This window comes from Streptomyces cyaneofuscatus, from assembly GCF_042718795.1.
Taxonomy (GTDB): domain Bacteria; phylum Actinomycetota; class Actinomycetes; order Streptomycetales; family Streptomycetaceae; genus Streptomyces; species Streptomyces cyaneofuscatus_A.
On the sequence record NZ_JBHXOX010000019.1, the window covers coordinates 119,959 to 133,176 of the forward strand.

12 protein-coding genes are annotated in these 13,218 nt (G+C 71.8%); 6 read left to right on the plus strand and 6 right to left on the minus strand.

What is annotated here, in order from left to right; translation table 11 throughout:
* Positions 1-24: 24 nt before the first annotated feature.
* Complete coding sequence (locus tag ACFWRT_RS22370) at positions 25-525, plus strand: hypothetical protein (RefSeq protein WP_026242033.1); 501 nt, start codon at positions 25-27, stop codon at positions 523-525.
* Positions 526-693: 168 nt separating this feature from the next.
* On the opposite strand, the gene ACFWRT_RS22375 is transcribed toward ACFWRT_RS22370, so the two are convergent.
* From ACFWRT_RS22375 to ACFWRT_RS22385, 3 genes are all read right to left on the minus strand, one after another.
* On the minus strand, positions 694-2,907 hold the full coding sequence (locus ACFWRT_RS22375; protein ID WP_380949361.1) for a terpene synthase family protein: 2,214 nt from the start codon (positions 2,905-2,907) through the stop codon (positions 694-696).
* 207 nt (positions 2,908-3,114) lie between these two features.
* A complete protein-coding gene (locus ACFWRT_RS22380; RefSeq protein WP_380949362.1) occupies positions 3,115-3,825 on the minus strand; it encodes a transglycosylase SLT domain-containing protein in 711 nt (236 codons plus the stop codon).
* 444 nt (positions 3,826-4,269) lie between these two features.
* Positions 4,270-5,406, minus strand: coding sequence for an aminoglycoside phosphotransferase family protein (locus tag ACFWRT_RS22385; RefSeq protein ID WP_380953759.1), 1,137 nt, complete (start codon positions 5,404-5,406; stop codon positions 4,270-4,272).
* Between the two features lie 231 nt (positions 5,407-5,637).
* Between ACFWRT_RS22385 and ACFWRT_RS22390 the strand changes: the two genes are divergently transcribed.
* Positions 5,638-7,134, plus strand: a complete 1,497-nt coding sequence (locus ACFWRT_RS22390) for a DNA-binding protein NsdB (protein WP_380953760.1) — start codon at positions 5,638-5,640, stop codon at positions 7,132-7,134.
* A gap of 102 nt (positions 7,135-7,236) precedes the next feature.
* On the opposite strand, the gene ACFWRT_RS22395 is transcribed toward ACFWRT_RS22390, so the two are convergent.
* Positions 7,237-8,661, minus strand: a complete 1,425-nt coding sequence (locus ACFWRT_RS22395) for a PP2C family protein-serine/threonine phosphatase (RefSeq protein ID WP_380953761.1) — start codon at positions 8,659-8,661, stop codon at positions 7,237-7,239.
* A gap of 371 nt (positions 8,662-9,032) precedes the next feature.
* Between ACFWRT_RS22395 and ACFWRT_RS22400 the strand changes: the two genes are divergently transcribed.
* From ACFWRT_RS22400 to ACFWRT_RS22410, 3 genes are all read left to right on the plus strand, one after another.
* A complete protein-coding gene (locus ACFWRT_RS22400) occupies positions 9,033-9,881 on the plus strand; it encodes a phosphotransferase (RefSeq protein WP_380953762.1) in 849 nt (282 codons plus the stop codon).
* Positions 9,882-10,008: 127 nt separating this feature from the next.
* A complete protein-coding gene (gene rpmG, locus ACFWRT_RS22405) occupies positions 10,009-10,173 on the plus strand; it encodes a 50S ribosomal protein L33 (protein ID WP_380953763.1) in 165 nt (54 codons plus the stop codon).
* Positions 10,174-10,258: 85 nt separating this feature from the next.
* A complete protein-coding gene (locus ACFWRT_RS22410) occupies positions 10,259-10,519 on the plus strand; it encodes a type B 50S ribosomal protein L31 (RefSeq protein WP_380953764.1) in 261 nt (86 codons plus the stop codon).
* Between the two features lie 224 nt (positions 10,520-10,743).
* Here ACFWRT_RS22410 and ACFWRT_RS22415 read toward each other — a convergent pair whose 3' ends face one another.
* Positions 10,744-11,379 (minus strand): DUF1275 family protein, encoded by a 636-nt coding sequence (locus tag ACFWRT_RS22415; RefSeq protein WP_380953828.1) that lies wholly within the window; start codon positions 11,377-11,379, stop codon positions 10,744-10,746.
* A 222-nt stretch (positions 11,380-11,601) separates the two neighbouring features.
* Complete coding sequence (locus tag ACFWRT_RS22420; protein ID WP_380953765.1) at positions 11,602-12,102, minus strand: tetratricopeptide repeat protein; 501 nt, start codon at positions 12,100-12,102, stop codon at positions 11,602-11,604.
* A 146-nt stretch (positions 12,103-12,248) separates the two neighbouring features.
* Between ACFWRT_RS22420 and ACFWRT_RS22425 the strand changes: the two genes are divergently transcribed.
* A complete protein-coding gene (locus ACFWRT_RS22425; RefSeq protein WP_380953766.1) occupies positions 12,249-12,983 on the plus strand; it encodes a VanZ family protein in 735 nt (244 codons plus the stop codon).
* The last annotated feature ends 235 nt before the right edge of the window (positions 12,984-13,218 follow it).

A 13,218-nucleotide genomic window follows, 5' to 3' on the forward strand; every position in this document is an offset into this window, starting at 1 on the left:
AGCCGGGCCACGTAACATGGCAGCATGTCCTTCCTCCGCCGCCGTAGCGCCGCAACACCCGCGGGCCCGGACTTCGATGTCCTGGCCATGGACCCGGGGGACTGGCCCGGCAACCTCGGCGCCGGTCTGCTCCCCGCCCCCGACGGCAGCTGTCAGGGCGTCTTCCTCCGTTACGACCTGTACGGCGGCCGCGGACCGGCCATGATCATCGGTAATCTCCCGGCCGGTTCGCCCGCCCGCGAGACCGAGGACGGCCAGGTTCCCTTCGAGGTCGCGCAACTGCTGCTGGCCCTGGAGAACGACGAGCCGATCGAGGTCGTGAGCAGCGAGGACGTCCCCGTGATGCAGGGCGACAACCTGCTGATCGTCCGCCGGGTGAAGCTCTCGGAGAGCCGCATCGCCTGCGTCCAGTTCGACCGCAGCGACGGGGTGCTCGTGACCATTGCGAGCTGGGACCGGCCCATCACCGACGACCTGTACACCCTCCTCAAGCCCCTTCCGGCAGAGCTGTTCCAGCAGGGCTGAAACGTCACTGCATAGGCCGCCCGCATATGCGGGCGGCCTATCGCGTATACGGCCCCTGCGCGTCGTCGGGCCCCGACGCATTCGGCCCGGCCCGTCGCGTGAAAGCTTGCGACGGGCCGGGGCCGGCTTGGATCCGTGACGCCCGCACCCCCTGACGCGGGTGCCGGACTACGCCCGGCTGCCCGCGAGCTCGGCCATCAGCCGCGTCACCTGCGCCGCCGACGTGCCGAGCCCCGTGGGACCGCCGAGGTGCCAGGGAGCACCGTGCCCGCGCCGCAGGTCCTCCTCGCGGTAGCGGCGGCAGCCCCGGTGCCAGATCAGGATGCCCGCGAGCCAGTGCTTGAGCTCCAGCACATAGCCGGCCAGCACCTCCCGCGCCTCCGCGTCCAGGCCGAAGTCGTCGTACAGCACCGGAAGTTCGACCTCCGCCACGTGCAGGAACTGCCGTAGCCGCGAGTTCATCAGGTCGTGCACGATCGCCACGCCGGTCGGGTAGTCGACCCCGAAGAAGTTCTGCACGACCAGGACGCCGTTGTGCACCTCACCCTCGTACTCGATCTCCTTCTGGTACGAGAACAGGTCGTTCAGCAGGCACGCGTAGTCGGCGGCGGCGTTCTCCAGCGACCGCATCGAACCGCTCCGGTAGATCGCCTCCGGCACCGTCCTGCCGTGGGCGAGCCGGCACAGGCTCATCGTCAGGTTCGAGCCGAAGGTGTCCCGCCGCATCTCGGCGTAGTCGACCGGATCGGGGATACGGTTCTGCGCCTGGTTGGCCAGCTCCCACAGCCAGCTCTCGGTCATCGACTCGACCGCGTCCCGGAAGGTGCGCCGTGCGCCCGGGTCCATCGGCGCCGACGTCCTGCTCCACAGATCGCCCAGCGACCGCTCCAGCGCGTTCACCGGCTCGGGGGTGGACTCCCCGTCCAGCGGCATGAACAGCGAGAGCCGCTCGTTGGCCGCCCGGGCCCCGGCCAGGTCCCTGGCCCGCCCGTGCACCACCGGGAACCAGTCGTCACCGTACGTACCCCAGGCCAGCCATCCCGAGGAGAGGTCCAGCTCCTCCGGTGAGGCGTCCGGATGGATGCCCGCCGCGCACAGCGGGAGGTCGATCGCGATGATCCGTTCCTCGTCCCAGATGTGCGAGCCGGGAACCCCCGGCTGCGCCTCCAGGATGCCCATCCGGCGTGCCCAGTCGACGAGCCGGTCCCGGGCACCCCTCAGGTGCGGACTCAGCGTCGTCCCGAACGGCAGCTCCAGGTCGGGAATGAGGGAGGGGCCCACGTGCTGGAACGGCAGGTGGCTGTGGCTGCGGGCCCTAGCCGTCTCCGAACGCGGCGTGAACCTGATCGAGGCGGCGGACATGCCGAAGCCCGCCACCGCCTCGCCGGCCCCGCCCCCGTTCATGTACCGGCTGGAGCGCAGGTGCCACTCATGGCCTCCGGACTGCCAGTCCTGGAGCCCCTTGACGTACGCGAGGACGGACGCGGTCTGCGTCGGGTCCAAACCCTTCTCCGCGCAGAGCGGGCCCAGTTCGGTGAGGGCGGTGTTCTCGAACTGCTGGAGCCGTGAGGTCAGCAGGTCGTTGACGGCCTCGGCGGCCTCCTGCGTGGAGCAGCCGAGGAACTTCTCCAGGACGAGCACGCCGTTGCTGTTCTCGCCCTCCTCCTCGACCTCGCGCTGGTACGAGAAGAGGTCGTTGCGCAGGTGCACCGCGTCGGAGAAGGCGTCGCGCAGGACGCGCAGCGGGCGTGAGCCGGCCACCTCGGCGGGTACCTCGGCGCCGGCCGCGTACTCCACCAGCCCGGCCGACCAAGGGGCGCCGCCGACCTTGCGGCGCATCTCGATGTACTCGACGGGGTTGGCGATCCGGCCCTCGTTGATGTTGGAGAGCTCCCACATCGACTCGTTGAGCAGGTTCTCCGTCGCCTCCGCGAACCGGGCCCGCCAGGCGTCCGTCATCGCGGGGACCGTACGCGTCCACAGATCGGCGAGGCCCGCCTCGACGGGGTTCTCCGGCTCGGGCGTCGCGGCTCCGCGCTCCATCGGCATGAAGGCGGGCAGCCGGTCCAGATACCGCTTGGCGCCCTCACGGTCGGGGGTGCGCTTGAACAGCTCCAGGAAGTGGTCGTCGAAGAAGAAGACCCAGACGTACCAGTCGGTGACCAGGGACAGTGCCTCGGCCGAGCAGTCGGGGTGGGTGTAGGCGCAGAGCAGGGCGTAGTCGTGCGCCTCCAGGTCCTTCTCCTCCCAGATGCCGGATCCCTCCAGCATCCCCATGCCGTGCGCCCACTGACGCGTGTGCGTCCGTGCCACCTCGACATGAGGGTTGAGCCGCGCCGGATACGGAACATAGAAGTCCGGCAGTGAGAAGGGCTGTGCCATGTGCGTCAGGCCTTTCCGAAGCCTCCGCGCGGCGAGCGCGCGGACCAGTGGTGTCCGCGCCAGCTCTACCCTTCGGCCAACCGGGGCACGCACCAGGGCGATTAGTCGGATAATCGCGGTCTGATCTGTGCCCGTTCGGTGGCGGTCCGCCCCGAGGGCGGACCCGTCTCAGCGTACGCATGCTCAGTACGCGGAGTCGGTGTTTTCTCAGTACGCGGAGTCGACGTTGTCGATCGAGCCGTACTTGTCCGCGGCGTAGTTGGCGGCGGCGGTGATGTTGGCGACCGGGTCGGTGAGCTTCTTCTCGGTGCCGCCCACGTGGTACGCGTCGAAGGTCGGCTGGATCACCTGGAGCAGGCCCTTGGAGGGAATGCCGTTCTGCGCGTTGATGTCCCAGTCGTTGACGGCGTTCGGGTTGCCGCTGGACTCGCGCATGATGTTGCGGTGCAGCCCCTCGTAGGAGCCGGGGATGTTCTTCTTCTTCATGATGTCGAGCGACTCGCGTATCCAGCCGTCGAGGTTGTTCTTGTACTGCTTGGGTGCGGCGACGGCCTTGCGCTCGGTGGAGCGGTTGGCGGCCTGCTTCTCGGAGCGCGCCTTCTCGGCGGCCTTCTTCGCCTCGGCCTTACGGTCGGCCACAGCCTTCTCCGCGGCGGCCTTGCGCTCCGCCACGGCCTTCTTCGCGGCGGCGTCGGCCACAGCCTTCTTCGCGGCGGTCTCCTGGGCGGCCTTCTCGGCCGCGGCTTCCTTCGCCGTGGAGACACCGGCGACCTTCTCCGCGGCGATGGAGGTCTTGGCCGCGGCGGGCTGTGCGTCGCTCTGCCCGCCGGTCGCGGCGATGGCCGTGACGGAACCGGCCGCGACGAGCACGGCGGTGGCGAGCTTGTGGGAGCGGGTGATGCGGATGGTGCGGGGCATGCGTGAGCTCTTCCTTTTGGGGACGGGGACTGCGGCCGGTGGCCGCGTGAGCAGAGACCGAGGGGGATCGGCTGCCGACCGCCGGGGGCGCTCGTCGCAGGCTCGGTCTCGGTGCTTGCCGAGATCCATGGTTAGCGGCCACCAGGACAGGTGGCAATGACCCCTTTTACTACCCCTGATAGGAGAAAGAGAGGAATATTCGCATTGGGTGTTTCGCGGCGCCGCCGGGCAGGACTCGCACCCACTACCGCGGTTCGTAGGTGACGTGGGTCTCGTGGCGCGCCTCACCCGGGGAGGGCCCCGACGCGTCGCAGAGTCAGTGCCCCGTCACGCGGGGCGGAACGCGAAACAGCGCGCTGCGCGACCGGTTTGTCGGCACCGGTCGCGCAGCGCGCTCTCTTTACACAGTGGTTTCTTCGGCGGGGGCGCGGATCACGCGCTCGATCAGCGCGTCCCGACCGCCGCCCGCACCGCCCGCCGCGCCATCGCGCAGTCGTCGTGCAGCCGGCGCAGCAGCAGCCGCTGCTCCTCGCCCGAGGAGAGCACCCCCGGCCGGTCCTGGCCCGCGCCCGCGGCGGGCGCCTCACGCATGGTGCGCTGCACGGCCGTCTCGTAGTTACGGATCTCCCGGGTCAGGACGAGCATCAGGTTCACCAGGAACGCGTCCCGCGCGGCCGGTCCCCTGGCCTGCGCGAGCTGGCTGATCTGGCGTCGCGCCACCGGGGCGTCACCGAGCACCGCCCACAGGGTCGCCAGGTCGTAGCCCGGCAGATACCAGCCCGCGTGCTCCCAGTCGACCAGCACGGGACCGGTCGGGGACAGCAGGATGTTGGAGAGCAGCGCGTCGCCGTGACAGAACTGGCCCATGCCCTGGCGGCCGCCCGCCTGGGCCAGACCGTGCAGCAGCTTCTGCAGGTCACCCAGGTCACGGTCGGTGAACAGACCGAGCTCGTGGTAACGGGAGATACGCGAGGCGTAGTCCAGCGGTGCCTCGAACAGCCCGGGCGGCGGCCGCCAGGCGTTCACCCGGGCGATCGCCCCGAGCGCCGAACGGATGTCGGCCCGTGGCGGCGCCTCCGCCGGGTGCCGGGTCAGCGCGGCCACCCGGCCGGGCATCCGCTCGATCACCAGCGTGCAGTTCTCCGGGTCCGCCGCGATCAGCCGGGGCACCCGAACCGGGGGCCGGTGCCGGACGAACGCGCGGTACGCCGCTATTTCGTGCTGGAACCGCTCCGTCCAGGCGGGGGAGTGGTCCAGTAAACACTTCGCCACAGCGGTGGCCCGCCCGGTGGTGCCCACGATCAGGACCGAACGGCCGCTGCGCCGCAGCACCTGGACCGGGTTGAACTCCGGGCAGATGCGCTGCACGGAGGCGATGGCCATCCGCACCTGCGCGCCCTGCGGCCCGGAGAGGTCGATGCGTCCGCTAAGAGGTCCGGCACCCGGTCCCGCCGCCCGCCGGGTCCGGCCCAGACCCTGCGCCGGCGCACCGGCGTGGGGGGCGAGATACGGCCCGCCGCCCGTCCCCATGGGACGGAGCGGCCGGGGCGGGGCGGACACGGAGGACGATGCTGTGTACATGGGCGAGACAGATCCCTTCGTGCGCCGACAAGTTACGTGCGCCAACCCGGCCGACGGCCGTTCGGCACCCTGGGGAGTACCTAGGGCTGCCGGGCGGGGTGGCGCTTTCCTACCTGACACCGGGTCACGGGTGGCAGACCATCTGGCGGACCCTGGCGAACCCTGGCGAATAGTCACAGCGCATCTGACAGGGGGTTAGTGTCAAGTCAGCCGAGAACCTGGGGGCTTGACGTGACCGGAGAACCCAACACCCGCCTTTCTGACCTGTTCGGCCTGGCCGGCTGGTCCAAGGGCGAACTCGCGAGAATGGTGAACCGGCAGGCGGCGGCCATGGGCCACCCGCAGCTGGCCACCGACACCTCGCGGGTCAGGCGCTGGATCGACATGGGGGAGTCCCCCCGTGATCCCGTGCCCGAAGTGCTGGCAGCCCTGTTCACCGAGCGGCTCGGCCGTGTCGTGACCATCGAGGACCTCGGGTTCGGCCGGCGCGGGCGTGTGGGGAAACGGCGTGACGCGGGGAAGGAACACGACCCCGACCAACTGCCGTGGGCGCCCGAACGGACGGCAGCGGTCCTCACCGAATTCACGGGAATGGACCTCATGCTCAACCGACGCGGCATGGTGGGCGCGGGCGCCGCGCTCGCCGCCGGCTCAACCATCGCCGGCCCCATGTACGAATGGCTGCGCAGCAGCCCCGCTTCCGCGGCCGACGCGCCACGCGCCAACGATCCCCAGCACGCCGACCCCGCCGGTCTCGACCGGTACGAGGCCGCGCCCGTGGGCTCCGAGGAGATCGAGGCCCTGGAGCACTCGGTCGAGGTGTTCCGCGCCTGGGACGCCTCCCGCGGCGGCGGCCTCCAGCGCAAGGCCGTCGTGGGCCAGCTCAACGAGGTGGGCGGCATGCTCGCCTACCGCCACCCCGACCATCTCCAGCGCCGCCTGTGGGGCGTCGCCGCCAACCTCGCCGTACTCGCGGGCTGGATGTCCCACGACGTCGGCCTCGAACCCACCGCCCAGAAGTACTTCGTCATCGCCGCCCACGCGGCCAGGGAGGGCGGCGACCGGCCGCGCGCCGGTGAGGCGCTCTCCCGCGCCGCCCGCCAGATGGTCCACCTGGGCCGCCCCGACGACGCCCTCGACCTGATGAAGCTGGCGAAATCCGGCTCGGGCGACGAGACCCTGCCCCGTACGCAGGCGATGCTGCGCACCATCGAGGCCTGGGCACAGGCGGCGATGGGCAAGGGCCAGGCCATGCGGCGCACCCTCGGCGAGGCCGAGGAGCTCTTCGTCTCGGACAAGGGCGACGTACCTGCGCCGAGCTGGATGCAGCTGTTCGACGAGGCCGACCTGCACGGCATGCAGGCCCTGGCGTTCCGCACCCTGGCCGAGCACGATCCGGCGGCCGCGTCCATCGCCCAGCGTCACGCCAAACAGGCCCTGGATCTGCGGGTCAACGGGCGGCAGCGCTCCAAGATCTTCGACTACATTTCGCTCGCCTCGGCCTGTTTCATCGCCAACGACCCCGAACAGGCCGACCGGTACGCCCGGCTCGCGCTGGTGTCGATGGGGGAGACCTCCTCGCACCGTACCTGGGACCGGCTGCGCGAAATGTACCGTCTCACCGGCCAGTTCGCGGGGTACGCCAAGATCCAGGACCTCCGCGAGCAGATCGAGCTCTCGTTGCCACAGAGCCCGGTCGCGCACAAGGCCAGGGGTACGCAGGCCTGATCCCCGTACGTGCCCGCCGGCGGAGGCCGTAACCGCCGCGCGCGCGCCCACCGCCAACCGTCATGACGGCCCGGCAGTCCTGGACACCGGTCCCGCGCTCCCTCACGCCCCGAACCGGGCGACCAGCACACACGCGTCGTCCAGGCGCTCGGCCCCGCCGAACTCCTCGACCACGCCCCGCACGCACTCCTGCGCGTCGCGGGCCCGGGTGAGCCGAGGGGCGAGGGCGAGCAGCCGCTCCGGGCCCGCACCCCGGTCGTCGCGCCGCGTCAGGCCGTCCGTGTGCAGGACGAGCACGTCGCCGGGGAGCAGGCGCACCTCGTCCTGCTCGTAGGCGACGTGGGAGGCGGCACCGAGCAACGCCCCCTCGGGGGGCGGCAGTCGGCGCCCCGTTCCGTCGCGGAAGAGCAGGGGCGCGGGGTGTCCCGCCTGCGCCCAGGAGAGGAGACCGGTCGCCGGGTCGAAGCGGCAGCACAGTGCGCTGCCCAGGGCGGGCCGCATCGATGTTTCGAGGAGGTGGTCGAGGTGACCCATCAGGGCGCCCGGCTCGATACCGGCGACGGCCATGCCGCGCACCGCGCCGAGCATCATGGCCAGGGCCGAGGTGGCGCTGTCGCCGTGCCCGGACAGATCGCCGACGCTCAGCAGGGTCCGGCCGTCCGGCAGCTCCATCGCGTCGTACCAGTCGCCGCCCATGAGCCCGCCGGCCACGGAGGGGAGGTGGTGGGCGGCGATGTCCAGGGAGCCGGGTCCCGGGGGCGGCAGGCGCAACGAGCCGTGCCACGGGGGCGGGACGGTCTCCTGGACCTCGGTGGCCGTCCGCTGCCGCGGGTGCTCGACGTGCTCGTCGCGCCGGGCCGAGTCCCGGTTCCGGCTGACGGTCTCCTCGCTGCGGCGCAGGTCGCCGACGTCCCGGAGCACGGCCCACATGGAGGCGGTGCAGCCCTCGGAATCGAGGACCGGCTCGCCCGTCATGTGCAGTGTGCGCACCTGGCCGTCGGGGCGCACGATGCGGAACTCCCCGTCCATCGGCTGCCCGTCCACCAGGCAGCCCGTCACCATGGAGGTCAGTTTCGGCTGGTCGTCGGGGAACAGGACGGACGGCAGGTCGTCCAGGGAGAGGGGAGGTGAACCGGGAGGCCGGCCGAAGATCTCGTACAACTCCTCCGACCAACTGACCTCGTCGGTGAGGAGGTTCCATTCGGCGCTGCCCACCCGGTTCGCCGAGGAGCCCGCCGACGCGTCGTCCACGGTCGCGCGGTCGTCCCGGTCCATCGAACGCTGCGCCGGCGGACCGGCCCTGAGCTGACCGAGCTGCTGGTCCAGATTGTCGAGGTGCTGGACGGCCAGGTCGCACAGGGCGCGCTGCCAGCGCGCCTGGGGGTTGTCCTCGTCGGTCATCGCCGTGTTCCGCCCCACGGCTTCCACTTCTCCGCGCAGTCGACGCGCACGGTGGATCAAGGCGTCGACGGCATCGTGCGCGGGGGGCTGTGGTGCGGGGCGGTCCGCGAACAGATGGGACGGCATCTCGTACTCCGATACAGGCGCGGTGCGGCCGGGTCTCAGGGGCGGCCGCTCTCGACTGTCGCACAGGCTGCGGCGGCCCGTAAGGGATTCGACGACACTCGATGCGTTGTTGCTTCTGGCATATGCCAGCGGCTGCATGAAACGGGCGAGTCCCCGAACGGGCGTACGGTTGTGGGGTGTTGGCCTGCCCCCGTGGCATAGGCGCCCCGCGCTGAACGCGCTGAACGCGCTGAACGCGCTGAACGCGCTGAACGCGCTGAACGCGCTGAACGCGCTGAACGCGCTGAACGCGCTGAACGCGCTGAGCGGGCTCAGCGGAGTGACAGGGAATGCGCGTGCGCGCGGCCGGGCCGCCCGGCAGGATGCCTCGCATGCCCGACCAGCCGCGTGTCATGCTGCCCTCGCAGTCCGTTCTCGACGCCTTCGAGGTGCGCGGAGTCCCCGAGCCGCTGACCGGCGGTCAGGGGCGCAGTGTGCGGGTCGGCGGGGTCGTCCTGAAACCGGCGGAGGGAACCGAGGGCGAGTCGGAGTGGGCCGCGTCCGTCTTCGAGCGGCTGCCCCGGGGAGCCGGCTTCCGGGTGCCGCGGCCGCTGCGGTCGGCCGACGGGGACGCCGTGGTCGAGGGCTGGACGGCTGCCGAGTTCATCGACGGCCGCCCCGGTCCGAGCAGGTGGTGGCCCGGGGTCGTCGCGACCGGCCGCGCCTTCCACGCCGCCCTGCGCGAGCTGCCCCGCCCCGCCTTCCTCGACCGCCGGACGCACCCGTGGGCGGTGGCCGACCGGGTCGCCTGGGGTGAGGGGGAGGCCGGCGTGGTCCCGGAGCTGGCCGAGCCGTTCGCGCGCCTGCTGTCCCTGCGGCGGCCCGTGGAGGCGGCGGCGCAGATCGTCCACGGCGACCTCACCGGCAATGTGCTCTTCGCGCCCGGCCAGGACCCCGTCGTCATCGACTTCTCCCCCTACTGGCGCCCACCCCTCTACGCGGAGGCCGTGGTCATCGGCGACGGCCTGCTCTGGTACGACCCCGCCCCCGCACTCCTGACCGGCGGCGGAGGCGACCCCCGCTGGCGGCAGATGCTGATCCGGGCCCTGATCTTCCGGCTCGTCGCGCTGAGCGGGTTGGTCGGCCCGTCCTGGCGCGCCGGGGACAAGGAGGCGGCTCGGTTCCTGGCGGCCACGGAGGCCGTGGAGCGCGGAACGTACGAAGGTCGGACGCGGCTCTGAGGACTGCCGGGGAAGGGCGGTCCGGTCCGGGAATGCCGACGGGGTGGGTCGCGTTACCCCATCAGAACGAAAACGAATCCCATTCCCGTTACGGGGGTGGAGTCGTCGAGCACCACGGGAGGCGCCCATGGCGCGCAGCGAACTCAGGCCCGTCGTGACCCTCCGGTCCACCGCCGGAACGGGGAGCAGCTACGTGACCCGAAAGAACCGCCGCAACACCCCCGACCGGCTGGAACTGCGCAAGTTCGATGCCGTCGCCGGGCAGCACGTCCTCTTCCGCGAGACCCGCTGACCGGATCGCGCGGAGGAACCCCGCACGTCATCGCCGCAACCGCGACTGTCACCGCCGACGCCGTCGGTGAGGAAGGAACGCATCCATGAAGCCTCGTATCCACCCCGTCTCCCGGCCTGTGGTCTTCCGCGACCGTGCGGGCGGCGTCGCCTTCCTGACCCGTTCGACCGCCGACTCCGGCGCGCGCGTGACATGGGAGGACGGCAACACCTACCCCGTCATCGACGTGGAGACCTCGTCGGCGAGCCACCCGTTCTACACCGGGGGCCGTCAGGTGCTCGACACGGCCGGCCGCGTGGAGCGGTTCCGGCGCCGTTACGGCACCGACGAGGCGTCCCGGAGCTGACCGCCGTCGGCCCCGGCCGACGGCGGAACCGGGGATTCCGTGCCGTGGATCACATCCACGGGGGCGGGTTCCCGGGAACAGTCCGAGATGGTTTATCGTTCATCTATACGTGGGTGTGAGGGGGACAGTGTCCCCGGGCCTCACCACCAGCCCATGGGGAAGTTCGCCCGGCCGAAGCCCCATGGAGCCCCTCGCCGAGAGGCGACCGCCCTTCGCCCCCACACTCAAGCCGCCCCGGCTGGATTCCCCCGATCCGGCCGGGGCTTCCCCTTGCTCCGGCCCCCGCGCCGCCCGGCTTCGAGAACCGTCGCCCCCGCCACCAGGACCACCGCCCCCAACGCGGCTCCTGGGCTCCACCACCGCTCCGTCAGCGCCGCGAGCGCCGCCCCGGCCACCACCGCCCCCAGCCGGCCCAGCACCCAGCCGTCCCCCGGCTCCGGTCGCCGCGCCGCCGCACGGCCGGCGAGAGAGGTGAGGGTCCCGGTGAAGTAGTTCGTCGGCGTCACCCGGACCCGCCCCTGGACGCCCATCGCCAGCGACACGAGGGCCAGCAGCCCGAGCCGGTCACCGTACGACGCGACCAGCCCGAACCCCCACAGCCCGGCCGCCACCCCGAGCAGGACGGACTCGGCCAGCAGCGTCACACCCAGGGGGAGTCCGGCCATCAGCGTCCCGGCCGCCACCCCGCACGCGTACGCCGCCAGGGCGGTGACCACCCGCAGCGCCACCCCCTCCTCGCCCGCCCCGGCCGCCGAGGCACCCAGCAGGACCAGGTTCCCGGTCATCACCCCCGCGAAGACCTGGCCCACACAGAGGAAGGCGAACGCGTCCGCCGCCCCGGAGGCCGCGGAGAGGAGCAGCAGCGCCCACGCGCCGCGCAGGGAAGGGGTGTCGGCCCGTGACCCGGCGGAAGAAGGAGAAGAAGGAGAAGAGGGCGGGGGAGGGGAGTGCACGCGAGCATTCTCGGTACGTACGCACTCCGGTGCCGCGCGCCGCGCTGGATACGGCGCGCGACTGTCCAGCACCCGCCCCGCGTGCTCCGGCCGGCCGGGCGGGAGAACCCGGGCGGGCCGGAGCGCCGGTCACATCGTCTCGTGGAGGTCCTTGGCGTAGTGCTCGATGGCCGCCCGGTACTGCTGGACGTGCCGGTCCTCACTGGTCGACGCCACCACCCGCAGCAGCAGCCGCATCGCCTCGTGGTGCTCCTCCGTGTTGAACAGGGCCATCGCCAGGAACGTCTGGAGCGCCCCGTCGTCCGGGAACTCCTCGATTCCCCGGCGCAGCGTCTCCACGGCCTGCCCGTACCGCCCCAGCACCCGGTAGGTGCTGCCGAGACCGAGCAGCGCCCCCCGCCGGTCCTCCGCGCCCAGCCCCGTCCCCGCCAGGCTGCGCTCGTAGTACGCCACCGCCTCGGTCTCCAGGCCCAGGACGTCGTGGACCCACGCGGTCCGATAGGCCACCTCCGCGTCGTCGGGGAACTCGGCGGTCAGGGCGAGCAGCCGCTCGCGCGCCTCCCCGGCCCGGCCCTCCTCGCGCAGCCGGTCGGTCTCGGCCAGCAGGTCCTTCTTCTCACGTGCGCTCATGAGGTCCATCGTCGCAGGCGGTGGCGGACGGCCGGGCGATTTTCACGCCCGGACGTCCACCCGGGTGTTTTCCGGCCCGGCGGGGGCATCTGACCGCCATGACTGCAGAGACGAAGCCCCGTGCGCGACAGGGGACATGGGCACGCGTGCTGTTGAGGGTGACCGTCCTGACCGTGGTGCTGCTGGGGCTGGTGGCGTTCTCCATCCTCCTGGCGAAGGTGACACTCACCCCCTCGCCGGCCTCCGCGGACATCGTCACGTCGAATCTCCGGCCGGGCCGGTCGCTGCGCCAGTACGCCGAGGACTACACGTTCCTCGCCGCGTGCAAGCAGGCCGGCGGCAATGTGCTGCTGGGCGTCCCCTTCGGGCTGCTGCTCCCGTTCCTCGTGCCGCGGCGTCTGCGGATGATCAGCATGACGCTGCTGACCGCCGCCGCCATGGTCGTCGTGGAACTGATCCAGGGCGCCCTGGTCACCGGCCGCGCCTTCGACATCGACGACGTCATCCTCAACACGTCGGGTGCCCTGCTCGGCTACTTCCTGCTGGGCCGCCGGATCAGCCACAGTTACCACGCGTACGTACACCCTTCGAAGGGCGAGGTGGCCGAGGCGGAAGCGGAGCCGAGGACCGCGGAGAGGACGACGCCTTCCGCGACCAAGGCGAAGACACAGGCCAAGGCCGGAGCGCAGACGAAGTCCGGGACGACGAGGACCGGGATCCTTCCCCAGCGCACGACCAAGGCCAAGGAGCCCGTCGAGGCCGGGGCGCGGCCCCGCTCCTCCCGACTGACGAAGGCCAGGGGTGCGGGCGGCCATCCCACCGCGGGCGCCGCACAGGCCGGCTCCGGCCGCGCCCTGCTGGACCGGCTCCGCAGGCGCTGACCGCAGCGGGAGCAGGGGAGGGGCAGAGGCGGAGGCCGGCAGGGCAGGGCCAGGAGCGCGAGCGCGGGCAGAGGCAGGGCCAGGAGCAGGAGCGCGGGCAGAGACAGGTGCTGCCCGCGCTCCGCTCGCTCCACCCGTTCGGGCCGCGGCCGTTTGCCGGCCGTCCCGTGCGGCCGCAGCGTGGGGGCATGTCCTGCGCGCGGCTGCCGCACGGACCCCCTGCCGAGGAGGAGCG